Origin of the sequence: Jeotgalibaca dankookensis (genome assembly GCF_002005405.1) — a bacterium.
GTDB lineage: Bacteria > Bacillota > Bacilli > Lactobacillales > Aerococcaceae > Jeotgalibaca > Jeotgalibaca dankookensis.
The window spans coordinates 57,856-81,684 of sequence record NZ_CP019728.1 but is presented as its reverse complement, the minus strand read 5'-3'; the positions used below and the strand labels follow the sequence as shown (position 1 = coordinate 81,684).

Here is a 23,829-nt window from a genome sequence, read left to right as displayed (position 1 = left end):
CTCCTTTCACGATTAACTTAAAAAATGCTATTCTACAAATAAGGCTCTGACATTTATTTTTGTTATAATAGACCAACAGAGAGGGGTTACCTACTATGTTACGATTGATAAAACGTCTATTCACAGGATTAATCATTATAGCGATTATAGGAATCGCCGTCAACTTTGAAACCATCTATTCGCGTATCGAATCTGAACTTGAAACGGTTCTCGTCGAGACTAACTCATCAGAAGAGCCCATTCGTCAGTCTTTTATAATTACTCAAAACCAAACAAAGCCTGAAGAAATTGACCAAGAAAAAATCCGAAACCGGATTTTTGAACGTACAAATGAATTAAGAGTGCAACAAGGCCTTTCATCCTTAGAGAATAACACGGTTCTCATTGAAGTAGCAACTATTCGCGCTTACGAAACAGAAGAGCGCTTTTCACATACGCGACCAAACGAAGAGCCATTTCACACTGTGTTAGATGACCGTTACGATTACCAGTTAGCAGGAGAAAACCTGGCAATGGGAACCTATCACCTATCAGAAGTTGAAATGGCAGATTTTTTATTTGAGGGCTGGGTTGAAAGTCCTGGCCATTACGAAAATATGGTTGAACCGGATTATAAAGAATTAGGAATTGGCGTTCATTATGATGGTGAAAACCTATATCTCGTACAAATTTTTGGTACGCCACGCTAATTTTTTATTTAGTCTTCATCTTTTATATCAGGATCTTCTGGAATTGGTGTTGATAAAAATTCATCGCGTTCCCGTTTCTTTTTCTCCATTTCTTTAAGAAACAAGTTAAATTGTTCTTGATAAATAAGTATTTCATCATCAACTGTCACAATCCGAATCTGATTTTCTCTAATTAGACGCTGTATCTCGTGTACCGGTAAATTCAAATATTCAGCAGTTTGATCAATGGTTAAATACATTGGATTGCTCCTTTGTTAAACGGCGGTAAATAGCTGTGGCATCTTGCATATGGTAAGGTTGTGCAACAATACGATCTTGTCCAACTGGGAAATCGGGTATCGCATCTGCTCCAGCCGTTACTAAAAGATACCGATGCCCATCAATTACAGCCAAAGAAGCCATACATAGTCCCGCTTGTTCGGTAAATCCTGTTTTACCACCGATAATTGTTCCCATTAAACCCGGCGATTTTAGTAAGTTCTTAAATACAGTACTCTTCATAACAAAGCCTTCTTCATTTATATTAGTTGGAGGCACTTGATATTGTAGCGTTGTAAAAACTTCGTAAAATATAGGGTTTTCTAAGCCTGCCATCACGATTTTTGAAATATCAGCTACACTTGAAACATTGGTTCGGTGGTGGAGCCCAGTTGAGTTTGCATAATGGGTTTGTTGAAGCCCAAGCTCTTCTGCTTTTTGATTCATTAAATCAACAAAGGCTTCTTCTGAACCAGCGATTAAATGTGCCAAAGCTAAGCAAGCATCCGCACCAGAAGGTAACATGGCGCCATAAAGTAAATCGCGCATCTGAACTTTTTCTCCCTCGATAAAACCACTGATCGAAGCCAATTGCTCAAAGAGGCCTTCAAAATACTCTTCCTCCATAACAATTTCTTTATTAAGGTCAGGTATATAATCTAAAGCAATTAGAACCGTCATTAGTTTCGTTAGAGAAGCCGGGTAAACCGTTTCGTGGCTCGCTTTTTCGGCTATAATTTCTTGCGTCTCATAGTCAAACAAGATAACGTTGGGACTTTTGATGGTATCTGGAATTAATTTTTCTAACTCTTTATTTTCTTCTATCACGTTTGGTTTTAAAGTTAGTGCTTCTACTGTTTTAGGAGATGAGACTGTTTCAATCACTGCTGTTGAATCGGTTAATTCACTGTTTTTTTGGTCTTGAACCAAAGAAGTACCAAACAAAACGATTAGCACCAAGAATGTATTTCTCAAAAACCATTTGCTTTTTTTCTTTACTTTATGGTTACGCATCCGGAACCTCCCTTCATTTTACCAATAGCTAAGAGGCTGGATTTATCTCCAACCTCTAGCTGTTTATCTATTTTTTTACATTCTTTCTGGTGATTTAACGCCTAGTAAGCGAAGACTCTCTTGCAGAATCAGACTGGTTGCTTTCACTAAAACCAAACGAGCATTACGGTCTTCATTATCCACTAGTATTTTAGTGGTTCCATAATAACGGTTGAAAGCTTGCGATAATTGTAAAGCATATTTCGCAATGACGGACGGTTCGAATCGGTTGAAAGCATTCATGACAACATCTGGGAAACTATTAATCAATTTCAAGACGTCCCATGCGTAGTCATCGCCCACTGTTAGTGGCGCATCTAGTTCAATTGGTTGATCTGCTTTACGCAAGATACTTAATGCACGTGCATTTGTGTACTGAACGTAAGGACCTGTTTCACCTTCAAATTGCACCACTTCTTCTAGTACAAAGTCAAAGTTGTTAAGGCGTTCATTCTTCAAATCGTGGAAAACAACAGCGCCAATACCTACTTGGTCGGCAACGCCCTCTTTATCTTCTAAAGTTGGGTTTTTCTCGTTAATTTGTTCCAGCGCCAATGAGCGTGCTTCGTTTAGAACCTCTTCTAATAGGACAACTTTACCTTGACGTGTTGATAATTTTTTACCACCTTGGGTAATTAAACCAAATGGAATGTGGTACATGTCATCGGCCCAATCATAGCCCATTTCTTTTAAAACACCTTTTAGTTGTTTGAAGTGGTGAGATTGTTCGTTTCCAACTGCGTACAGTGATAAAGCAAAATCATACGTACGTTTACGGTAAATAGCCGCTGCCAAGTCACGGGTAATATAAAGTGTTGCACCATCTGACTTTTTAATTAAAGCCGGATTTAAATTATATTTTTCTAGTTCTACTACAGAAGCGCCACGATCTTGTTTTAAAAGATTCTTTTCTTCTAACAATGAAATAACTTCATCCATTTTGTCATTATAAAAAGCTTCACCATGGAAGGAATCAAAGGTAATATCTAACATATCATAGATTTTCATAAATTCTTTTAAGGATTCAGAACGGAACCAAGTCCATAAACCTTTTGCTTCTTCATCGCCATCTTCTAGTTTTCTAAACCAAGCACGGGCTTCGTCTTCTAATTCAGTTTCTTCTGCCGCAACTTCATGGAACTTCACATAAAGTTTAAGTAATTCTGCAATAGGGTCAGCTAAAACTGCTTCCTCGTTCCCCCATTTTTTGTAAGCTACAATTAACTTACCAAATTGCGTTCCCCAGTCACCTAAGTGATTGATTTTGAATGGTTTATAGCCAACTTTTTCAACAATGTTCGCTAAAGCATTCCCAATAACGGTTGAACGCAGGTGTCCCATAGAAATAGGTTTGGCAATATTAGGTGAAGACATATCAATCGGAACCATTCGACCTTGTCCCAAATCAGAACTACCAAAATCAGCTTCTTGTGTCATCACTTCTTTTAGTATTTCTGCAGAAATAAGTTCTTTATTTAAGAAAAAGTTTAAGTAAGGTCCGACTGTCTCTACCTTTTCAATTGCTGGATGATCAATCTTTCCTTCTAACTCTTTAGCGATTACAGGCGGTGCTTTACGTAAGACTTTAGCAAGTGAAAACGCTGGGAATGCAACATCTCCATGTTCATCGTGTCTAGGTTTTTCCAGTAAGTTTAATACTTCTTCTTGACTCATATACTCAGCAACGTGTTTGTGTAATTCATCAGCAACTAATTTTTTATAATCCATTATTTGTCTCCCTTTTCTTGTTTATAAGAGCCATCTGCGCTTGGCAACTACTGTTGTCTGCTTCAAAACGTTTCATGGCACCCCTTCGGATTTAATCGTTCGTTAAATTTAAGTCCATATCTACATTAATATAGCAAGAATACCCCTCTTTGTCCATGCTTTGTTAAAATTATTCCAAGGGAAATGGATAAGAATAAACAAAGGTAATATTTCGGTTTTTAATAGCCAACTCCCTAAAAACACCTAATAGTGTTTCTCCGTAGCCACCCAAATTGTCTTTAATGGATTGTGGATTACGAACTACAATCATTTTTTTGGAAAAGTCGGTCGTTAATAGGTCCCAAAGAGCATCTAAATTACGACCATAGTAGTCTGGAAGGTGTAATTTTTCTTGTAGAATGGTATGGAGAATCTCACGGCTAGTAAAGTCAGCGCCATCTAATAGTATTTTTTCCATGACTATTCCTCCCCATACAAAGTTTCAAAAGACTGATAGTGATCTTCTGTATAGAAAATCAAGCCATCGTTCGAAAAAATCATCCGTTCGCTATTGCGATAACCACCTTGATAGTTGATATCTGCTTCGAAATAATCACGGTCTCTTTCTTCTGGCAGCAAGCCTTCTCTATTCCCAAAATAATCACCACCAATAGACATCCCTTCCGCTACTTCCCACAAGTTCCCTTTTGCATTATCCCACCCTAATGCCCGTGCTTCACTTTTCGTTAGAAAATTAGGCGGCAATTCTTCAAATTGATGCAAGTAATCGGCTACTTCTTCTTTATCTGAATACGCATTTCCATATTGGACTGTATTTAAATCTGGTTGATTGTTTGTTGAACCTTCTAGAATATCACTATACGTGCAAGCAGATACGGAAAATAAAATGAAAAGTAAGAATAAAAGTCTCTTAAATTTTTTCAACTTTTCTTCACAAACTTTTCTGAACATGCGGGGCACGTAATTGCGATCTTACCCTTTCCTTTCGGAACGCGTACCTTTTGTCCACAGTTTGGACACTTATAAAAGCGGTACGTTTTATGCTGTTTAAATTGGTCTTGCTTTTTTGAAACAAGATTTTTTTGTCCATTAAAAAAATTAATTATTTTATTTCGTTGTTTATGATAGAAACGGTTTTGTTGATAGTATTTTTGCCTGTCTTTTGAAAAAGTTCGGATATACATGAATAGAATTAAAATAAATCCCAGCCAAAGAAAGAGATTGACCCTAAATAACATCCCGATAATGCCAGTTATGGCACCTGTTTTCAATAAGAATCGTGATAAATCATCAAAACCATTGGCTTGTCGCATAATATTTTGTACCCAACTGACGAGCTTACTCATAATTTTATCTCCTACCTTCTATTTTCTTATCTATTATAGCAAATTTTAAAGACCTTTCGATAAAAAAAACCTGGAATGTGATATCCAGGTTTTTTGAATCTTTTATTTTCTTGCTAAATCTGCCAAACGCTGTTCAACATGATCTCTAACGCGATTACGAGGCATATCTAAAGCAACTGCCAACTCACCATATAGTAAATCCTCCGATTTTCGTAAGAAAAACTTATCAGTTTGCCCCATTTTCTTGTTCTTTTCTTGAGCGATGGCAGCTTTCTTGTAAATGCTCTTGATTAATTGAATGAGGTCAGTCGCATTATTCTCTTGGATTGCTGCGGTATACTTATTTTTTAAGATAGATGCATTCGTTGGACCACTTGCTTCTGCGCGGATTGATGGCATTTGATCAATCAAATCGTTTGCAGCTTCTTCTGTAATGACATGACGCATAAAGACCTTAGTATCAACAGGCGTATAAACCGTACCATTGCGATAGACGGGCTGAAGGACATAGTAAGCTTTTTCTTTGCCAGATTTTAATAAATCCAACATCTCAATTGCTTCTATTTGACAGACACCCTCATTACCATAAATAATGTAATCTTCAACTTGATACAATGGAATTCCCCCTTATAAAATCGGTGCCGCGTACAAAAGAAACCTGTACTTGTTTTTGAAAATGCACTTGTATATATATTATACCAAAAATATTGCTTTTTTGTAAGGGCTATCTGTTTCGTTAAGCAAAACAGGACTGAAAGCCAAAGCTTTCAGTCCTGTTTACTATGGAGAGTCTTGTCCTAATTGTTCGATACTCTGCATGAAAGCTTCTCGTTTTGCTTCAGCATCTATCTCTTCATAGACTTCCGTGTGATTACCTATAAAGTTAATATGTTGTTGATGGTTCACGAAAGTAGCTGGCGCATCGCCACCATATTCACCGTCCAAATTTAGCATCAAGGGTTGTTGATCCCGCGAACTCACTTTCACAAAGTTTGTTTTAGCATAAAGAACCTGTGGATGATTCAAGTGCTTGCCGCCATTTAAAACAGCGCCGATAATTTGCAAGATTTCAAATACATTCGCTGTTTTGAGAACAAATAGTGAGAATTTACCATCTCCTAATTTAATATTAGGATCCAGCATTTCAAAGCCGCCGGTTGAATTCGTCATTACAATAAAAAACATCGATGCTAAGCCATTAAATTCTCCGCCATCATATTTAATATTCATGTGCATCGGTCTGATACCTGGCAATTTTTCTGCCCCTTTAGCCAAATAAGCTAAATAGCCAAAAGCCGTCTTTAATTTAGGCGGCACTTGATAGGTCAAATCGGTTAAATAACCACCTGCTGCAATGTTAACAAAGTATTGTTCATTAGACTGACCGATATCCATAGGGACAACCTGTCCTTCAGCAACCACTTTGGCTGCTTCCACTAAATTTGTTCGTGGGATTTTTAACGCTCTGGCATAGTCATTGGTTGTACCGGCCGGAATAATCCCTATCGTCGGACGTTTTTTTAAATTGGCAATTCCATTAACAACATCGTTCACAGTTCCGTCTCCACCAGCTGCAACAATCAGATCAAAGCCATTTTTCGCTGCTCTTCTAGCTTCGTTTGCTGCGGAATTGGGTTCAGCTTTTGTTGCGAAAGCACTGGCTTCATAGCCGGCTTCTTCTAAAACCGCTAAAATGTCTAGCATATTCTTCTTTAGTTGTTCCCGCCCGGATGACGGATTATAAATAACCCTTGCTCTCATAAATTCGTGCCTCTACTTTCAAAACTTCCATTTGGTTTCGGAAGCTATTATAACACAGATAGAAATGCGTGTAATATAAAAAAGAAGCACGACCTAATCTGGATCCCAAGTCAAGGACAGTTTAAAAAAGAGAGAATCTAGGCTACTTGTTTCAAGAGCTGATCCCGGTAGGAAACCGGGGTCAGCTTTTTCAGTTTCCATTGGCCGCGCTCGTGGTTGTAGTAGTCCATATAGTTGATAATGACAGACTGTAACTCCTTCAGTGAATGACACTCCTCGTAAGGAATTTCGTCCTTTAGGTGGCCGAAGTAGCTCTCCTGTGGGGCGTTGTCCCAGCAGTTCCCACGGCGGGACATAGATTGGGTTAGGCCATTCTTCTGCACCAATTTCTGGAAGATGGGGCTAGTGTAGTGCGACCCTTGGTCGGAATGGAGGAGGGCTTGCGCAGGGAGGTCCTCTCCATGTTTTGCCACTAGATCTTTCACCGTATCGAGAGCTATGTCCAAGGTGATTCGGTCGGCGACGGCGTAGGCTAAAACCTCCTTTGTGGCGCCATCCAAGATGGTAGAGAGGTAGCCTAGGAAGCCGTCTTTTCCCCGGAGATAGGTAATATCAGTCAGGAGCACCTTCTTCGGCGCTGACTGATCAAACTGCCGCTGGAGCCGGTTCGGAACGGTGCGATGTTCTTGTGTGGCTTTTGCGATTTTTCGGTACGGGTTCGCACGGCGGATAGGACACTGGAGTCCATACTTTCGCATGATCCGCTGGACTTTCTTGCGGTTCACTACAGTTTTCTTCGTGTTGAGGAAGTACATGACAATGGCACGGGAACCTTTCGCCACCCGTTTATAGGCCATTGCTTCCAGAACACGGTCGCGCCACCTCTGGTCCTCCTCTTCCTTCTCCTGCCTTTTGCATTGGTTCTCGGGGGAGAAATGCGCGTAGTAGCCGGAATTGGATACTTCCAGAATCAGACAAGCTCTCCTGACGGAGAGCGAGCCGGGGCGACTCGTCACCTGTTGGATGAGGGCGAACCGCTCCTGCTTGCTTAACTCATTTCCCCTCCTTTCTGCGAAGTCGATTTTTTTTAACAGCTCATTCTCCTGTCTGAGGAGGACATTCTCCTGCTTGGCCCGGCGGAGCTGCTCTTCGGTCGAAAGCTCCGTGAGGCGGGGGCGCCCCGATGCGCCCTTGCGCTGATCTCGTACGCCCGTGATCCCGCTCTCCTGATAGGCCTTCTTCCAGCGGTTGGCAGCGGTGTGGATTCGCCGCTCGCCTAGGACCTCCACTGGGAGACTCGCCTCCATGAAAATCTGTCGGGCAGTCTTTCCCTTTTTCCACTCCGCAAGGAAGTGGACCTTGAACTCGTCCGAGTAGGTGATGGCTTTGGGGGAGACGTTCTGAACATAGGGGTTGTGGGATAGGTCTGTAACCTGCTCGTCCGTGAATGTTCGTTTTGACATGGGTTCCTCCTCTTAAAAATGTATTTTTTGTAAGGCTCTCTTGGGGGAGCGGTCGCGGTTCCCGTTCCTTTCCTCCAGTTTATCAGGAAAGGGAGACTAATTCTCGTACAAGACATAAAAAGACCCTATAAAGGGTCTCTTTTTTAAAGAGTCTACTTTATAGGGTCCAGTTTAACCTAGTCAGTGCTTCTTTTTGAATTATCTTTTAGCTAGTTCTTCTGATAATAATTTATTAACAACACCTGGGTTAGCTTGACCCTTGGTTTGTTTCATAATTTGTCCGACTAAGAATCCTTTAGCACGGTCTTTCCCTGCTTTGAAATCATCTATGGATTGTTGATTTGCATCTAAAATACTGTTGATAATTGGTAGCAATTGACTTGGATCAGAAAGTTGGATTAATCCTTCTTTTTCAACTACTTCTCTGGCTACCCCACCTTTAGTGGCAAGGAGACGGAAAACTTTTTTCGCCATTTTAGAACTAATGGTACCGTCAGCAATTAGCATAATCATGCCTGCTAAGTTTTCTGGTGTTAATTTTGTATCAGCTAATTCTAGTTTTTCACTATTTAAATAAGCCGAAACTTCACCCATTAACCAGTTAGAAGCCTGTTTCGGATCGCCTCCTGCTGCAATTGTATCTTCAAAGAAATCTGACATCTCTTTAGATAAGGTTAATACCATTGCATCGTATTCTGGTAAGTCATAGTCTTTAATATATTTTAAACGGCGTTCTTTCGGAAGAGCGGGTAGACTAGCTTGAACCCGGTCAATCCATTCTTGCGAAATTTCAAATTCTGGTAAGTCTGGTTCAGGGAAATAGCGGTAGTCACTTTCTCCTTCTTTTACACGCATCAAGATTGTTTCGCCCGTTGTTTCATCAATACGGCGGGTTTCTTGTTGAATTTCGCCACCTGAATTTAAAACACGTGCTTGACGTTTTTCTTCGTGAAGGAGTCCACGTCGCACATAGTTAAATGAGTTCAAGTTCTTTATCTCTGCTTTAGTACCAAATTCTTCTTGTCCGTATGGACGGATAGAAATATTGGCATCACAACGCATAGAGCCTTCTTCCATCTTTACATCTGATACACCTGTATACATAACAATTTCGCGGATTGCTTCTAGATATGCATATGCTTCTTCTGGTGAACGCATATCTGCTTCAGAAACAATTTCTATTAAAGGTGTTCCTTGACGGTTTAAATCGACATAGGAATAGCCGTCGGATCCATGGGTATTTTTACCCGCATCTTCTTCTAAATGGACACGTTCAATCCGAATTTTTTTCTTTTTACCTTCTACTTCAATTTCAATCCATCCATCATACCCAATCGGTTTATCTAGTTGTGATATTTGGTAAGCTTTTGGATTATCTGGATAAAAATAATTTTTACGGTCAAAATATGTTTCGCGATTGATTTGGCAATTTAAAGCGAGTGCTGCTTTCATTGCAAATTCAACTGCCCCTTCATTAATGACAGGTAAAACGCCTGGGTAGCCCCAGTCAATCACATTTGTATTCGTATTCGGCTCTGCCCCAAAATGTGCTGGAGATGGGGAGAACACTTTTGATTCAGTTTTTAATTCTACGTGGACTTCTAATCCGATAACTGTTTCGTAATTCATCTCTTTCGCCTCCTACAAGTTTGGGTGTTTGGTATGGTAGTCATTTGCTTGTTCAAAGGCAAATGCTGCTTGATATAGTTTTGCTTCTTCAAAATAATTTCCAATCAATTGAATACCGATTGGGAGACCTTCTGATGAAAAACCACCTGGAACTGTGATAGCTGGTACACCTGCTAAGTTAATTGTTACAGTCAATAGATCAGACACGTACATTTGAATCGGATCTTCAACCTTAGTTCCTAAGTTATAAGCGGTCGTTGTTGTAGTTGGTCCCAGTATGAAATCATAATCATTAAAAATTCGTTCAAAATCGCGTTTAATCAATGTCCGCACTTGGCTGGCTTTTTTGAAATAAGCATCATAAAAACCAGAACTTAAAGAAAAGGTTCCTAGCATGATACGACGTTTTACTTCCATACCAAAGCCTTCTGAACGGGTACGAATATATAGTTCATCTAAACTATTTACACCTTCAGCACGGTACCCATAACGAATACCATCAAAACGTTGTAGGTTTGATGATGCTTCCGACGACGCAATAATATAATAAGCAGGAATACCATAGGATAGCGTTGGTAAGTTTACCTCTTCAACAATGGCACCCATTTCTTCAAATTGCTGAGCAGCTTTGCGCACAGCTGTTTGAATTTCTTGACTTACCCCCGCTTGGAAATATTCCTTAGGAAGCGCCACTTTCATTCCAGCTATTTGACCGGTTAGGTTGGCACTAAATTGTGGTACTTCTAATTTTGCACTAGTGGAGTCTCTCTTGTCGTGTCCACTGATTGCTTCTAGCATCAAAGCATTATCTGTGACAGTCCGTGTAAAAGGTCCGATTTGATCGAGACTTGATGCAAAGGCAATCAGTCCGTAACGAGAAACTCTCCCGTATGTAGGTTTCATCCCAACGATGCCATTAAAAGCAGCCGGTTGGCGAATCGAGCCACCTGTATCGGTACCAAGGGAAGCTAAAATTTGTCCCGATGCAACGGCTGCTGCTGAGCCACCTGATGAGCCACCCGGTACTTTATTTAAATCCCAAGGGTTTTTTGTTTCTTTGAAATAAGAAGTCTCAGTTGTTCCGCCCATGGCAAATTCATCCATGTTTAATTTTCCAACATTCACTGCACCGGCTTCTTTTAGTTTTGAAACAACGGTTGCATCATAAATCGGTACGAAATCTTCTAACATCCGACTTGCTGCCGTTGTTGTTAACCCGTCCGTGATAATATTATCTTTAATTCCTAGAGGGATTCCGTTTAACACATTGCTATCTTGGTAGCCCCGCGCATCTGCTGCTTCTGCTTGTTTGATTGCTTCTGCTTCGTTTAGCGCTAAAAAAGCCCCAACTTTAGAGTCGGTTTGATCAATACGTTTGAAAGCTTCCTTTGTCAATTCAACAGAAGAGAATTCCTTATTGGCTAACCCTTCGTGTAAGGACTTCAGTGTTTCGTTGTATTTACTCATGCACCTTCCACCTCGTTATCTAAGATTGCAGGTACTCGAATCATACCATCTTTAATCTCAGCTTTCACATTCTTGAATAATAACTCCCGATCCGTTCCTGGCTCGGGCACATCTGGTCGCATCACATTTTTTAATGGATAACCATGGGTTGTAACGGGAATACCTATCGTATCGACCGTACTTAATTGGTCGGCTAAATCAAGGAGTTCGCCCATTCTTTTTGTAAAGGTTGTAATTTCATCTGCTTCTAATTCAAGTTTAGCCAGTTTTGCAACATGGCGAACTTCTTCTTCACTCACTGCCATCTCTATACCTTCTTTCCATTTTCTCACTTATCAATTTTAGCACAACTCTCACTATTCTCAAATCAACTAATCAAAGATGTGATAGGTAAATGTTTGCGATTGGCTCTCTCGTGCCACAAAGGATTCGATTCCGCCAATCGATTCAATTTTAATTTCTACCCGGGTACTTTCTGGTAAATACCGGCTAGCAGCATCGGTAACATGCTGAGTAAAGGCGATAATTTCTGTTTCGCCATAAAATTGCGTCATAATATCTATTTTTAAATTTTGCAGTTGTTCGTCTCGATAATGCCCCACACCGTTAACGCCACTTAGATTCGGGAAAAAGCTTTGTATTTCATTTTTAAAATTCGCAAAATGAGAAGCGTCTTCAGAATTCTCATCGACTGGGAAAAGGACTTTCTTTTCTTTACGTGGGACCCATTCTGAAACACTGTTGCCGCTTGTTGAGAGTCCGTCATAAGTATACACGCCACCTGCTAAACTATCTTGTGGAGACTGAATGAAAATACCAACAACAATGGGGATTGATTCAATCTCATTTTCTGCACGTAAACGGGCAACAATTTCATTTCCGTATTGTTGCGCATATTTTTCAACTGTTTCTAAATCAAGTTCCTGCTGATAGGTATAGATACGACTCTGTTCATCTTTAGTCGTGTAATAATCAATCTGATTCATCGCTAGTCCGATTGCAATCCCACCTAACTCAAACCCTTTATCGGTTTGAATCATAAAATCTTGCTCTAGTATTTGAGATAAATAATTGGGAACGCGTGAGCTCGGATCATCGGAGCCATTTCCAGCCGGATTTAACCCTTCTGGATTCTCCTCTGATTTTCTTCCTAGCCATTTTCTGGCTTGATTTTCACTAATCATCTGACCTTCTTGAAAATAGTATTTATCGGTTGCAAACACATTCCTTGATACTTCTAAAAGTCCAGATTCAAAGTCTTTCATATTGATAGCTGAGTTGAGATCTAAGCTAACACCACGATTTGAACTGGTTTCATACTCACCGTCCACAATCATCGCCCGATAGAAATCGTTTGATAATTGATTGGAGGTCGTCTCAACGGGAATTGCATTCACGTTTGTTTGGGGTTGGTTTTTTTGATCGTTAGCCTCTTGCATATCCGTACACGCTATTAACGTACTCATGGCTAACAAACAGATTCCAAGATACCAGCTTTTTTTATTGATTTTCACTTATTTCACTTCTTTCTAGATGGGCAACCATTTCAGCTTCGGTCCAAACCGGAATATTGAGCGACTGGGCTTTTTTAAGTTTACTCCCGGCCGCTTCGCCTGCGATCAACCAATCGGTATTTTTGGAGACACTTCCAGTGACCTTTCCACCTAAGCGTTCAATCATTTCAGTAGCTTCGGGACGTGTATAGGTGTAGAGCTTACCAGTTAAAACAACTGTTTTGCCTTGCCAAATTGATTCCGTGGTCGCTACTGCGGCTTTTCTAGGACCTTTATAACGCATATTGACACCTTGTTTGGCTAATTCTTCAATTAATTCTTTTACTTCTGGTAAAGAAAAATAAAGGATAACACTATTGGCTATTGCTTGGCCGAAACCTTCAATCGCAACAATTTCTTCATAGGTAGCTTGCATGACGCCTGCCATTGTTTCAAAAGTTTCTGCTAGCATTTTGGCTGCTTTCGCACCGACATGCTGAATTCCTAAACCAAAAATGAGACGTTCTAAGGAATTATCACGACTCTTATCAATAGCTTCTAGAAAATTATGTGCTGATTTATCTTTTACTTTGTCTAATTTCAAAAGATCATCCACAGTTAAGCTATAAAGCCCCGCTACATCTTTAACGAGCCCTTTCTCAAACATTTGGCTGACCACTCGGACTCCTAAACCAGATATGTTCATAGCATTCCGTGAAACAAAATGAGAGAGTCCTTCCTTTATTTGAGCTGGACATTTAGGGTTGAGGCACCTTAAGGCGACTTCCTCTTCTAAATGCACCAACTGGCTTCCACAAGCTGGACACGTTTCAGGGATTGAATAGGCAGTGCTATCAGCCTTTCTCATCTCTAAATTAACCGAAATAATTTCTGGGATAATATCGCCTGCCTTATGAATAAAAACAGTATCGCCAATGCGGACATCCTTTTCCTTTACTAAGTCGACATTATGAAGACTAGCACGTTGAACCGTTGAACCGGCAATTGAAACGGGATCCATGACAGCAGTCGGTGTGACAACGCCAGTTCGCCCGACTGTCCATTCAATATCACGTACAACCGTTTCTTTGATTTCAGCTGGAAATTTGTATGCAATTGCCCAACGTGGCGCGCGAATGGTATAACCGATATCTTTTTGGCTAGCGAAGCCATCAACCTTAATGACAATACCATCAATTTCATAAGGTAAGTCTTGTCTTTTGGTTTGCATCTCTTCAATAAATTCCCATACTTGGGAAATGGAATCATAAACACGAAAGAGTGGATTGGTTCTTAAACCAATAGAAGCAAGCTTCTTTAATAATTCCGATTGTGAAGAAACATTTAGTTGTTCTAAGTTAGCTGCTGAATAAAGAAAAATATTTAAATTACGACTAGCTGTCACTTTTGAATCCAATTGACGGATGGAACCAGCGGCTGCGTTTCGCGGATTAGCAAAAATATCCAGCCCTTTTTCGTCGCGTTCTTCATTTAACTGAGCAAAAGATTGCTTGGGCATGTAACATTCTCCACGAACTTCAAAAGAAAGATCTTCTTGTAAGCGTAGCGGAATCGCTTTAACCGTCCGCAGATTTTGCGTTACATTCTCACCAACAGAGCCGTCTCCTCGCGTTGCCGCCGCTACATAACGGCCCTTTTCATATTTGATTGAAACCGCCAGACCGTCAATTTTCAATTCACAGACATAACGGATGGGTTGATCTGTTAGTTTGCGAATGCGCTGATCAAATTCTTCCAAATCTTCTCGATTAAATGCATTTCCCAGACTCAGCATAGGAACGTCGTGTTCAACTTTTTCAAATCCAGGTAAAATTTTCCCACCCACACGTTGGGTAGGTGATTCAGGAACAACTAATTCCGGGTATACGCGTTCAATTTCTTCTAACTCATGATAAAGTTTGTCATACTCTTGGTCAGAAATCGTGGGCGCATCTAAAACATAATAGGCGTAACTGTGCTTATTTAATTGTTCACGAAGCGCATCAACACGTGCTTGTGACTCTAATAATGTTAATTTAGTCATGTTTAGGCTACCTTCCTATTGTTTTTCAATGGGTGCAAAAGAAGCTAACAAACGTTTAATGCCTATTTCTTTAAAAGCAATATCTAACTGCAGGCCGTCTCCTTCGCCACTTATTTGAACAACCACACCTGTTCCCCATTTTTTATGGCGTGCTTTGTCACCGACGTTCCAGCCTACTTTATCAGCACCACTATTTCCTGTTTGGGTAACTGATTGGGGTTCCACATCTGTTTTACTTTGATGTGTTTGAGAGACTGCATGGTTATAGCGATCTTTTTTCCAACGCTGGCGATAAGTAGTTGGAGCTGCACTTGGTTTTGTGAATGGTTGACTTGCTTGATTAGCATAATTTAATACGTCTTGATCCATTTCTTCTAAGAAACGTGAAGGCGGGTTGTTTTGCGTCCGTCCGTATAACATACGGCTATAGGCATTTGTTAAAAATAACTCTTCCTCAGCACGTGTAATGCCAACATAAGCCAAACGGCGTTCCTCTTCCATCTCCTCTTCTTCCATTAAGGAACGATAGGATGGAAAGATTCCTTCTTCAACGCCAATAATAAAAACCACGGGAAATTCTAAGCCTTTTGCAGCGTGTAAAGTCATTAATGTTACTTCTGCTTCGGGTTCTTCCTCGACTTGATCCAAATCCGATACCAGTGCTAAATCACTTAGGAAGGTTGTTAAATCAACATCTTCTTCTGCTTGTTTTTCAAATTCTTTCGTAACAGATAAAAATTCATTGATATTGTCAATACGCGTTTCTGATTCAAGCGTGTTTTCTTGTTTTAAGCTTTCAATATAACCGGTTTGTTTCAACATTTCTTCTACTATTTCCGTCACAGAAACAAATTCCGCCATCTTCTGCAAATCCGTCATCATTTTAGCGAACTTAGCTGTTTCAGTAGCTGCTTTTCCTTTTAACCCAGATAAACTCACATTTTTTGCGGCATCCAAATAGGAATAATCATATTCTTCAGCAAAGCGATACAGTCTATCTACACTGACACCACCAATGCCTCTTTTAGGAACGTTGATAATACGGTTAAAGCTCAGATCATCAGCTGGGTTTGCAATCAAGCGTAAATAAGCCATAATATCTTTAATTTCTTTACGGTCGTAGAACTTATGACCACCTACCATTTTATAACGAATATTAGATTTTATTAAGGTATCCTCAATCACACGAGATTGGGCGTTGGTTCGGTACAAAATAGCAAAATTTCCGTACTTGCGGTTTTTTTCGCGTACTTGTTCTTGCATGGTTCCAACAATGAAACGTGCTTCGTCGTGCTCGGATTGGGCGCGGTAGTAAGTGATTTGTTCTCCTTCCGTGTTATCTGTCCACAACCTTTTATCTTTACGATTATTGTTATTTTTAATAACAGCATTTGCAGCTTTTAGAATCATTTGTGTAGAGCGATAGTTTTGTTCTAATAAAACTACTTTAGCTTTAGGGTAATCTTTTTCAAAATTCATAATATTCGCCATATCAGCACCACGCCAGCCGTAAATACTTTGGTCCGCATCACCGACAACACAGATGTTCTGAAATTTCTCGGCCAACAATTGGACTAATTTATACTGGGCGTAGTTTGTATCTTGATATTCATCTACGTGGATATAATGAAATTTATTTTGATAGTAAGCGAGCGTTTCTGGATGCGCTTCGAATAAGCGAACGGTTTGCATAATCAGATCATCAAAATCCATTGACTGCGCATTCTTTAAGTGTCTTTGGTACATGTCGTAACACTCAGCGACAATATTATCGAAGTAATTTCCTGTTGAATTGGCGTAATCTTGAGGTGATAAGAGCTCATTTTTAGCATTAGATATTTTCCCTAAGATCATACGAGGCTCAAACTTTTTACTATCTAAGTTTTTTTCTTTAACAATTCGTTTCATTAAGGTTTCGGTTTCGCTTTGGTCACAGATTGTAAAGTTACGAGAATAGCCCATCTGCTCTGCTTCGCGACGCAAAATTCGCACGCACATGGAGTGAAAGGTTGAGACCCACATATCATTTCCTGGGCTCCCCACAAGTCGAGTCACACGATTCTTCATTTCTTTAGCAGCTTTATTTGTAAAAGTAATGGCGAGAATATTCCAAGGGTTGACATTTTTTTCTTCTAATAAATAGGCCATGCGATGTGTTAATACACGCGTTTTACCGCTTCCGGCACCTGCCATAATTAAGAGCGGCCCCTCTGTTGCCAGAACAGCTTCTTTTTGTTTGGGATTCATATGTTTAATTAATTTATGTTCTTGCACATCTGCCATCCTTTCTATTTTGCTTCTTAAGCATCATGCTCTAGTCTATCATTTTAAACCCTCAGCTTCAATGAAACACTAAAGTTTTTCTATGGGTAAAAGATGTATTTCATCACTAGAAACCTGAAGCTTATCTCTAGTGATGAATAAATAAGAAAAACCATCACTAGAAACCTTATTTCTCGGTTTAATGATGAAAAATACCATTTTTTAATCATAACTTCTCATATTTACACTGCTTATGATGACAAACACTCCTTACCGGGTTTGGTAAGGAGTGTTTGTCGCTTATCAGTTATAATAATTCGTTTAGCGCTTGCCAGTCTTGATCACTTGTATTGATAAAACAGTGATCATCATTCATATGGAGATACCAATTTGGTTGAACCTTCAACTGGTAGAAAAGTTCTGCTTTTTGATCTGCTTTGAAAGAATAATTAGTCATTGCTTGCGTGATGATAACTTTTGGTAAAGGCAATCCGCAAACAGCTTTAACAAAAGCATCATATTGGCTTATATTAGTCGCATTTAATGTGTAATCTAGTAATCGATGCGGTCCAACTATTACTTGTTTTACATACAGATTGCCAATAGCGGTGAGGAAAAATTCTATCGTTAATAACCCGGTTGTCGCCATAGCCTTTGCAATTGAATGACCCATTTCTAAAACTGCTTGTTCTATTTCTTTATCTATTTTAGCAGGAGCTGAAACACCACGTAGATGTTGCGATTGATAAAAAGTTTCTGTAACCGGGAATGCTTCTATCTGACCGTTTTTACCGATTACAAAAGATACTGCTAATTCTTTATCAAGAGTAATCCAGCTTTCTAAAATACAAGCACCTGTCTCTAATAATTTTTGAGCTTTTGGATAATCCTCTCTGCTATAAAGAATAACATTGTCTAAACCGACTTCTTCTAATCGAATTGTTTTTAAAATACATGGAAATCCAATACCTGCGATTGATTGTTCGATATCTGCAATAGAGGTAATTGTCGTATAAGGAAGGACGTTTATGTTTAGATTTTCTAAAAAAGCCTTTTGAATATATCGGTCTTGCGCAACGGTTAAAACATCTGCTAATTGTGGAATTTCAATATAATTTTTAATTTTTTTGAGTAAATCAGTATCAACGAGAGCTGATTCAAATAATAGCAAATCAGATTTTTCTGCTAGTTCCATTAAACTTGCTTGATTTGGATAAACCCGAACCTTATAACCACTTTTTTTAGCTGCACGTGCTAGTTCGTTCGTTATCCCCGTGTTACCAATAATTCCTAATGTTTGGCCTGGTAAATTGTAATTTGCCACTTTGGTTCCACCTCAACTCTTACACATTTTTCATTTATTTAACTAGTCGTATCAAATTGATACAGTTGGTATGATTCAATGATTTCAATTAATTTTTCTGGATAAGTAGGATCGGTTGCATAGCCTGCTTTTCCCAAAGCTTTCGCGGCTTCTTGATAAGTAGTGGCTGCAATAACCGGGTGATAAAGGGTTGGGTCCCAATCGGTCCCGTTTACCATCAGACTAGCATGATCTTCAAGGGATGCTTCAACATTTTCATAAATCTTAAAAGTATCTTCTATTGTAATCCACTTCCCGTTGGTAAACTCACTGGTTTGCATAGCAATTGAATGTTGTGAATCAGAACTTTTTCTTCCATATAAATTATTATAGTCAGCGGCTAACTCACTTTTTCCCCAGTCAGATTCTAAGATGGCTTGAGCAATCGCAACACTTGGACGCACACCATATTCTTCATACATTTTTTGCGACACGGGTAAAAGCGACGCAATAAATTCTTCTTTGGGACCTTGAAAGACCACTACTTCTTCGTCTTCAGATAGTGAGTTTAAGTAGCCCTCGCGAATGGTATAGCTTGCCATCAAAAGAACGGTAATTGCGAATAAAACACTCGTCACTTGAGAGCCATTCCCACGCTTACGACGTTTGAAAACTCTTCTCTTTTTCTTTCTTGCCATGTATTTCTCCCATCTCGACTACTCCTCTAGGTCGGCAATTGCTTGCCGGATGCTTTCATTATGCTGCAATTGCTCAATATACTCTTCTAAAACTAAGTCATTCTCTTGCATATATTTTGCATTTTCAACCCCTACATAACGAAAGTGCCAAGATTCATAGTTTACATCGATATCGTCTTCCTTATCGCGTGGATAACGTAACACGAATCCATACTCCGGTGCATGGCTATGTAGCCATTGTCCTTCTGTGGTATCTTCGAATTCTTCGATTAAGCCGTTTTCAATATGGTGCAAACTAGGCTCAGTAATATCAAGAGCTAACCCGGTCATATGTTCACTTGAACCTGGAATCGCAATATAAGCTTCTGTTTTTTGAATCGCTTCTTCGCTCGTACTACTGTCTTGTAAGTTTTTATTATAAACAGAGTTATAAATGTCTTGTTGGTACCCAAACGAACGGTAACCCGACTCCAGAATAAAGGATAACCCTTGCGCTTCGCCGTCACTTATCATGCGAGAAAAATCCTCTGCAATCCTGGCATCCATTACTTCGCCACTAGCAGATTGAAACTTTTCGAAATCTAAATCTTCTGTTAGGATATGATCGTTATTAACAAGAATTAAGTTCCAATCACTCGAATGCGCATCTGGTGTAGCGATTAATTGCTCTTCTAATTTTTCTCTTTCACTTAACTGTGACTCTACTTCTTCAACAGACTCTACTTTGGATAATGAAGTTGCTTCTGATACATTTTCCACTTCATTCGTACAAGCTGTTACAAATAATAAACTTAAAATCACTAACATTGCTTTACTATTTTTCATTCTGGACTATCCCTCACTAATTTTTAAAATTATCTATTTTTGCATGGTTTGAATTGTATCAGGATCGTTTTCAGATAGCCATTCTAATAAATCTACTTTTTGAGATTCGATTTGGTAACGAATCACGCTCGGTAAGCGTAAATCAATAATATCTTCGTAAGACCAAAATTCATAGTTGACTACTAAACGAAGTGTGGTCGTTGCTGGTTTACGGTGCTCTATTACTTGAGTTGTCTTTTCGCTACTCTTCCAACTAATCTTGGCTACGCCTGTTTCTAACCATTTTTTTGCCACTTGATACTTGAGGAAATGATATTCTCGAACCGGTTCATTTGCTACCTCAGGGAATATTTCAGCATTACGGGAAACCTTTTGAACGAGCATCCACTCATAATCAGTAAATAATCGTGAAACGATACTCATATTGTCGGGTTTTAGTCCGTGTTCACCTTTTTTCCATCGATCCCAGCTTTGAGATGATATATCTAACTGGCCTGAATAAAATGCTTTTTCACTCACATACTGTTCTTTAATTGCATGTAATACAATTGTTATAAGTGCTTGATTCATGAGAAATTCCCCCTCAATCTGTGATTAGATTTATTATACACCTAATACGTGAGCGCCTTCAATCTTTTATACGAAGATGACCCAATAAGTAAATCCGAATACCAGTGGCATTCGGATTTATTGTTATTTAGGCGGTGCTACTTCTTTGAACATAATCGATCCAACTTCAAACCCATTGGCTTCAAGTTCTTTTTTAATACTTGTCACATCATCACTTTCAACTTGAATAACGACTTGAATAGGCGTTTGTTTACGATAAACAGCAATTTGTTGGATGCTTATTTCTAATTCAGAAAAAATATCTGTTAACTCTTCTAGAACACCTTTACGGTCTTGTAAAACATTAACCACAACTCTGACACCTGGTTTATAAAAGCCTAAAACATCTACAAAAGCATCAATAATGTCTTTGTCGGTAATAATTCCTACTAAATGTCCCTCTCCGGTCACGACAGGTAAGACTCCAATACTATTTTGACGCATTAAAACAGCTGCTTCCTCTAACAAAGCATCCTTATGAATCGTGATAACTTTTTTTACCATAATATCTTCCGCATTGGTTTTATTTAATAAATAGTTCACTTCATGCATATCTAGGCTCGTCATGGTCGAAGGAGTATTCCGACTAATCACGCCGTCTGTTAATAAACCAATCAACTGATCGCCTTTTACAACTGGTAAACGATGAATCTGATGTTTTTTCATTAAGTCTAATGCATCGAGAATTTTTGTTTGGGGTCCGATGGTAATTAAGTCTGTAGACATGTAACTATTGACATCCATGCTTTATCCTCCTAAATATGCCTTTTGAACGGCATCGCTCTTAAGTAAATTTTTTCCAGTATCTGTAAGCACAATTTTCCCAGTTTCCAGAACATAGCCACGATCAGCAACTTGTAAAGCGACATTAGCATTTTGTTCGATTAATAAAATGGTTGTTCCCTGTTTGTTAATATCTTCAATAATTCTAAAAATTTCTTTTATAAAAATAGGTGCTAGTCCCATTGAAGGTTCATCTAAAAGTAAGAGTTTGGGCTTAGACATCAGCGCGCGACCCATTGCTAGCATCTGTTGTTCGCCACCCGATAACGTTGCTGCATCTTGTTTTTTTCTTTCCGCTAAAATGGGGAAGCGTTCAAACACATGGTCTAAATCAGCATTAACATTCTCTTTATCTTTACGTGTAAAACTTCCTAAGTCAAGGTTTTCTTGGACCGTTAAACCTTTAAAGACGTGTCGTCCTTCCGGCACTTGGATTAGACCTTGTTCGACAATTTTTTGAGGGGCCGCTTTAGTAATATCCTTACCTCTATAAGTCATGTCACCTGAACCTGAGCGAACTAATCCAGATATTGTTCTTAAAATGGTAGATTTCCCGGCGCCATTTGCACCAATCAGCGTAACGATTTCTCCTTCATTTACTTCAAAGGAAATATTTTTAACCGCTTGAATCATATCATAGTTAACAGAAAGATCGGTAACTTTCAGCATCGTTAATCGCCCCCCAAATATGCTTTAATAACTTCTGGATTATTTTTGATTTCTTCTGGTGTTCCTTCTGCGATTAAGCGTCCATATTCTAAACAGTAGATCCGTTCACAGACGTTCATAACCAGTGACATATCATGTTCAATTAAAACAACAGTAATTTTAAACTGTTTTTGAATTTTCCGAATTAAGTCTGTTAGTTCGGCAGTTTCTTGAGGATTCATACCTGCTGCTGGTTCATCTAAAAAAAGGATTTTCGGTTGGGTTGCGAGCGCCCGAACAATTTCTAAACGCCGTTGCTCCCCATAAGCCAAATTGCGTGCATAGCTTTCCGTTTGCTCTTCCAGATTAAATATTTTCAGTAGTTCTACTGCATCTTCACGCAAAGTTTTATCATTCTGATAAAACTTTGGTGTCCGCAGTATGCTATGGAAAGTACCGACGCCTTTTTTACTATGTAAGGCAATCATCACATTATCAATAACAGAAAGGTCTTTAAAGAGACGAATATTTTGAAAGGTACGCGCTAACCCTAAGTCGGTAATATCATATGGCTTTTTGCCATTAAGCTTTATTTGCTTCCCATCAGAAGCTAAAAGGATGTCTCCTTCAGAAGGAACATAAACACCCGTCATTAAATTAAAAAAGGTCGTTTTACCGGCACCGTTGGGACCAATCAAGCCAACCAGTTCATTTTCATTAAGGTAGAAATTAACGTTTGAAAGCGCAGCTAGTCCGCCGAAGTTTTTCGTCAAATCAGTCACTTCTAATAGGCTCATTTTCCTGCCTCCTTCTTACGATTCATCAAAGCGGACATGGTAAATTCTTTTGTTCCCAATAAACCACCTGGACGAAAGACCATAATCCCAATTAAAGCAAGACCATAAAAAATCATTCGTAACTGTCCCGCTGATTGAAGAACCGTATTTAAAATTCCTAGGACAACAGCTGCTACAAAGGTTCCCGTGATACTGCCAATACCGCCAAATACCACAATAATTAAAATATCGATTGATTTTTGGAAGGTAAAATCAGCCGGATTAATAACACTAAAGAAAGTAGCATATAAACTTCCCGCTACACTAGCCGTTGCTGCTCCTATCATAAAGGCAATAACTTTGTATCTGGTTGTATTAATTCCCATTGATTCAGCAGCAATCTCATCTTCGCGAATCGAAATTGTGGCACGACCCGGGCTACTTTTAATATAATTGACTGTTACAATCGTGGTAACCAATAAAAAAGCAAAGGTAACCATAATGAAAGAGTCGTTCGAATCAAATGGAAATGAAATGCCACTAATACCACGTGCTCCATTCGTTAAATCTGGCATATTAATAATAGCAATCCGAATAATTTCCGAAACACCAAGTGTTGCGATTGCTAAGTAATCCCCTTTTAAACGTAAGGTTGGAATACCAACTAGTAAAGCCACCAGCATAGCAAGAATCGCACCTATTAGAATTCCTAAGAAAAACCCGAACAGACCTTCAACCCTGTTGCCAATAATAGCACCACTATAAGCTCCAATTGCCATAAACCCAGCATGCCCCAATGAAAATTGGCCGGAAAATCCGATAACCAAGTTTAACCCTACTGCTAACATGATATTAATTAAAATGGTAATCAAAGTAATTTGTTGGAAAATAGAAACCAAGCCCGTCGTAACGCCAACATACAGAGAAATTCCTGCAAGGGCAATCAGTATGAGCCAGCCCAAATTCGCTTTATTAAACTGTTTCATCTGTTTCA

General features: G+C 39.2%; 24 protein-coding genes. 1 reads left to right on the top strand and 23 read right to left on the bottom strand.

What is annotated here, in order from left to right; translation table 11 throughout:
- Positions 1 to 95 precede the first annotated feature (95 nt).
- The gene (locus BW727_RS00365; protein ID WP_062470655.1) at positions 96 to 689 is read left to right on the top strand and encodes a CAP domain-containing protein; all 594 of its coding nucleotides are present in this window, start codon (positions 96 to 98) and stop codon (positions 687 to 689) included.
- Positions 690 to 697: 8 nt separating this feature from the next.
- On the opposite strand, the gene BW727_RS00360 is transcribed toward BW727_RS00365, so the two are convergent.
- The 23 genes from BW727_RS00360 to BW727_RS00255 all read right to left on the bottom strand — a co-directional run bounded on the left by BW727_RS00360 (position 698) and on the right by BW727_RS00255 (position 23,821).
- On the bottom strand, positions 698 to 928 hold the full coding sequence (locus tag BW727_RS00360; protein ID WP_062470658.1) for a helix-turn-helix domain-containing protein: 231 nt from the start codon (positions 926 to 928) through the stop codon (positions 698 to 700).
- Positions 912 to 1,961 (bottom strand): D-alanyl-D-alanine carboxypeptidase family protein, encoded by a 1,050-nt coding sequence (locus BW727_RS00355; protein ID WP_062470661.1) that lies wholly within the window; start codon positions 1,959 to 1,961, stop codon positions 912 to 914. The genes BW727_RS00360 and BW727_RS00355 overlap by 17 nt, the downstream gene beginning before the upstream one ends.
- 75 nt (positions 1,962 to 2,036) lie before the next feature.
- On the bottom strand, positions 2,037 to 3,728 hold the full coding sequence (gene argS / locus BW727_RS00350; RefSeq protein WP_062470664.1) for an arginine--tRNA ligase: 1,692 nt from the start codon (positions 3,726 to 3,728) through the stop codon (positions 2,037 to 2,039).
- A 169-nt stretch (positions 3,729 to 3,897) separates the two neighbouring features.
- Entirely contained in the window at positions 3,898 to 4,185 is a 288-nt protein-coding gene (locus BW727_RS00345) for a barstar family protein (protein WP_062470666.1), read from the bottom strand.
- Positions 4,186 to 4,187: 2 nt separating this feature from the next.
- Positions 4,188 to 4,652 carry a ribonuclease domain-containing protein gene (locus BW727_RS00340; protein ID WP_227807194.1) on the bottom strand — a complete coding sequence of 155 codons (465 nt, stop codon included), beginning with the start codon at positions 4,650 to 4,652 and terminating at the stop codon, positions 4,188 to 4,190.
- A complete protein-coding gene (locus tag BW727_RS10510; RefSeq protein WP_062470672.1) occupies positions 4,649 to 5,074 on the bottom strand; it encodes a TFIIB-type zinc ribbon-containing protein in 426 nt (141 codons plus the stop codon). Before BW727_RS10510 ends, BW727_RS00340 begins: the two co-directional genes overlap by 4 nt.
- Before the next feature lie 102 nt (positions 5,075 to 5,176).
- Positions 5,177 to 5,689 (bottom strand): CarD family transcriptional regulator, encoded by a 513-nt coding sequence (locus BW727_RS00335; RefSeq protein ID WP_062470675.1) that lies wholly within the window; start codon positions 5,687 to 5,689, stop codon positions 5,177 to 5,179.
- Between the two features lie 165 nt (positions 5,690 to 5,854).
- Complete coding sequence (locus BW727_RS00330; protein WP_062470678.1) at positions 5,855 to 6,835, bottom strand: diacylglycerol kinase family lipid kinase; 981 nt, start codon at positions 6,833 to 6,835, stop codon at positions 5,855 to 5,857.
- Between the two features lie 137 nt (positions 6,836 to 6,972).
- Positions 6,973 to 8,298 (bottom strand): IS3 family transposase, encoded by a 1,326-nt coding sequence (locus BW727_RS00325; protein ID WP_062532880.1) that lies wholly within the window; start codon positions 8,296 to 8,298, stop codon positions 6,973 to 6,975.
- Positions 8,299 to 8,496: 198 nt separating this feature from the next.
- Complete coding sequence (gene gatB, locus BW727_RS00320; RefSeq protein WP_062471463.1) at positions 8,497 to 9,927, bottom strand: Asp-tRNA(Asn)/Glu-tRNA(Gln) amidotransferase subunit GatB; 1,431 nt, start codon at positions 9,925 to 9,927, stop codon at positions 8,497 to 8,499.
- Positions 9,928 to 9,939: 12 nt separating this feature from the next.
- Positions 9,940 to 11,394 carry an Asp-tRNA(Asn)/Glu-tRNA(Gln) amidotransferase subunit GatA gene (gene gatA / locus BW727_RS00315; protein ID WP_062471461.1) on the bottom strand — a complete coding sequence of 485 codons (1,455 nt, stop codon included), beginning with the start codon at positions 11,392 to 11,394 and terminating at the stop codon, positions 9,940 to 9,942.
- The gene (gatC, locus tag BW727_RS00310) at positions 11,391 to 11,699 is read right to left on the bottom strand and encodes an Asp-tRNA(Asn)/Glu-tRNA(Gln) amidotransferase subunit GatC (protein ID WP_062471458.1); all 309 of its coding nucleotides are present in this window, start codon (positions 11,697 to 11,699) and stop codon (positions 11,391 to 11,393) included. Before gatC ends, gatA begins: the two co-directional genes overlap by 4 nt.
- 66 nt (positions 11,700 to 11,765) lie before the next feature.
- Entirely contained in the window at positions 11,766 to 12,908 is a 1,143-nt protein-coding gene (locus tag BW727_RS00305; RefSeq protein ID WP_062471455.1) for a CamS family sex pheromone protein, read from the bottom strand.
- Positions 12,895 to 14,931: an NAD-dependent DNA ligase LigA gene (gene ligA / locus BW727_RS00300; RefSeq protein WP_062471452.1), complete on the bottom strand. Its 2,037-nt coding sequence runs from the start codon at positions 14,929 to 14,931 to the stop codon at positions 12,895 to 12,897. Before ligA ends, BW727_RS00305 begins: the two co-directional genes overlap by 14 nt.
- A 15-nt stretch (positions 14,932 to 14,946) precedes the next feature.
- Positions 14,947 to 17,214 (bottom strand): DNA helicase PcrA, encoded by a 2,268-nt coding sequence (gene pcrA / locus BW727_RS00295; RefSeq protein ID WP_062471449.1) that lies wholly within the window; start codon positions 17,212 to 17,214, stop codon positions 14,947 to 14,949.
- Positions 17,215 to 17,500: 286 nt separating this feature from the next.
- Positions 17,501 to 18,517 carry an ATP-grasp domain-containing protein gene (locus BW727_RS00290; RefSeq protein WP_062471446.1) on the bottom strand — a complete coding sequence of 339 codons (1,017 nt, stop codon included), beginning with the start codon at positions 18,515 to 18,517 and terminating at the stop codon, positions 17,501 to 17,503.
- 38 nt (positions 18,518 to 18,555) lie between these two features.
- On the bottom strand, positions 18,556 to 19,194 hold the full coding sequence (locus BW727_RS00285; protein ID WP_062471443.1) for a glycoside hydrolase family 73 protein: 639 nt from the start codon (positions 19,192 to 19,194) through the stop codon (positions 18,556 to 18,558).
- 18 nt (positions 19,195 to 19,212) lie between these two features.
- Positions 19,213 to 20,019, bottom strand: a complete 807-nt coding sequence (locus BW727_RS00280) for a M15 family metallopeptidase (protein ID WP_062471440.1) — start codon at positions 20,017 to 20,019, stop codon at positions 19,213 to 19,215.
- Positions 20,020 to 20,052: 33 nt separating this feature from the next.
- Complete coding sequence (locus tag BW727_RS00275; protein WP_062471437.1) at positions 20,053 to 20,589, bottom strand: hypothetical protein; 537 nt, start codon at positions 20,587 to 20,589, stop codon at positions 20,053 to 20,055.
- A 123-nt stretch (positions 20,590 to 20,712) separates the two neighbouring features.
- Complete coding sequence (locus BW727_RS00270; RefSeq protein ID WP_062471434.1) at positions 20,713 to 21,372, bottom strand: CBS and ACT domain-containing protein; 660 nt, start codon at positions 21,370 to 21,372, stop codon at positions 20,713 to 20,715.
- Between the two features lie 3 nt (positions 21,373 to 21,375).
- A complete protein-coding gene (locus BW727_RS00265; RefSeq protein WP_062471431.1) occupies positions 21,376 to 22,080 on the bottom strand; it encodes an ABC transporter ATP-binding protein in 705 nt (234 codons plus the stop codon).
- A gap of 2 nt (positions 22,081 to 22,082) precedes the next feature.
- The gene (locus tag BW727_RS00260; protein ID WP_062471428.1) at positions 22,083 to 22,856 is read right to left on the bottom strand and encodes an ABC transporter ATP-binding protein; all 774 of its coding nucleotides are present in this window, start codon (positions 22,854 to 22,856) and stop codon (positions 22,083 to 22,085) included.
- Positions 22,853 to 23,821, bottom strand: coding sequence for a branched-chain amino acid ABC transporter permease (locus tag BW727_RS00255; protein ID WP_062471466.1), 969 nt, complete (start codon positions 23,819 to 23,821; stop codon positions 22,853 to 22,855). The genes BW727_RS00260 and BW727_RS00255 overlap by 4 nt, the downstream gene beginning before the upstream one ends.
- Between the last annotated feature and the right edge of the window lie 8 nt (positions 23,822 to 23,829).

What these genes read in the sequence shown, in the direction of transcription:
- BW727_RS00365 (WP_062470655.1), top strand. Translation starts at nt 96, where the DNA reads ATGTTACGATTGATAAAACGTCTATTCACAGGATTAATCATTATAGCG.
- BW727_RS00360 (WP_062470658.1), bottom strand. Translation starts at nt 928, where the DNA reads ATGTATTTAACCATTGATCAAACTGCTGAATATTTGAATTTACCGGTA.
- BW727_RS00355 (WP_062470661.1), bottom strand. Translation starts at nt 1,961, where the DNA reads ATGCGTAACCATAAAGTAAAGAAAAAAAGCAAATGGTTTTTGAGAAAT.
- argS (WP_062470664.1), bottom strand. Translation starts at nt 3,728, where the DNA reads ATGGATTATAAAAAATTAGTTGCTGATGAATTACACAAACACGTTGCT.
- BW727_RS00345 (WP_062470666.1), bottom strand. Translation starts at nt 4,185, where the DNA reads ATGGAAAAAATACTATTAGATGGCGCTGACTTTACTAGCCGTGAGATT.
- BW727_RS10510 (WP_062470672.1), bottom strand. Translation starts at nt 5,074, where the DNA reads ATGAGTAAGCTCGTCAGTTGGGTACAAAATATTATGCGACAAGCCAAT.
- BW727_RS00330 (WP_062470678.1), bottom strand. Translation starts at nt 6,835, where the DNA reads ATGAGAGCAAGGGTTATTTATAATCCGTCATCCGGGCGGGAACAACTA.
- BW727_RS00325 (WP_062532880.1), bottom strand. Translation starts at nt 8,298, where the DNA reads ATGTCAAAACGAACATTCACGGACGAGCAGGTTACAGACCTATCCCAC.
- gatB (WP_062471463.1), bottom strand. Translation starts at nt 9,927, where the DNA reads ATGAATTACGAAACAGTTATCGGATTAGAAGTCCACGTAGAATTAAAA.
- gatA (WP_062471461.1), bottom strand. Translation starts at nt 11,394, where the DNA reads ATGAGTAAATACAACGAAACACTGAAGTCCTTACACGAAGGGTTAGCC.
- gatC (WP_062471458.1), bottom strand. Translation starts at nt 11,699, where the DNA reads ATGGCAGTGAGTGAAGAAGAAGTTCGCCATGTTGCAAAACTGGCTAAA.
- ligA (WP_062471452.1), bottom strand. Translation starts at nt 14,931, where the DNA reads ATGACTAAATTAACATTATTAGAGTCACAAGCACGTGTTGATGCGCTT.
- pcrA (WP_062471449.1), bottom strand. Translation starts at nt 17,214, where the DNA reads ATGGCAGATGTGCAAGAACATAAATTAATTAAACATATGAATCCCAAA.
- BW727_RS00285 (WP_062471443.1), bottom strand. Translation starts at nt 19,194, where the DNA reads ATGGCAAGAAAGAAAAAGAGAAGAGTTTTCAAACGTCGTAAGCGTGGG.
- BW727_RS00280 (WP_062471440.1), bottom strand. Translation starts at nt 20,019, where the DNA reads ATGAAAAATAGTAAAGCAATGTTAGTGATTTTAAGTTTATTATTTGTA.
- BW727_RS00275 (WP_062471437.1), bottom strand. Translation starts at nt 20,589, where the DNA reads ATGAATCAAGCACTTATAACAATTGTATTACATGCAATTAAAGAACAG.
- BW727_RS00270 (WP_062471434.1), bottom strand. Translation starts at nt 21,372, where the DNA reads ATGGATGTCAATAGTTACATGTCTACAGACTTAATTACCATCGGACCC.
- BW727_RS00265 (WP_062471431.1), bottom strand. Translation starts at nt 22,080, where the DNA reads ATGCTGAAAGTTACCGATCTTTCTGTTAACTATGATATGATTCAAGCG.
- BW727_RS00260 (WP_062471428.1), bottom strand. Translation starts at nt 22,856, where the DNA reads ATGAGCCTATTAGAAGTGACTGATTTGACGAAAAACTTCGGCGGACTA.
- BW727_RS00255 (WP_062471466.1), bottom strand. Translation starts at nt 23,821, where the DNA reads ATGAAACAGTTTAATAAAGCGAATTTGGGCTGGCTCATACTGATTGCC.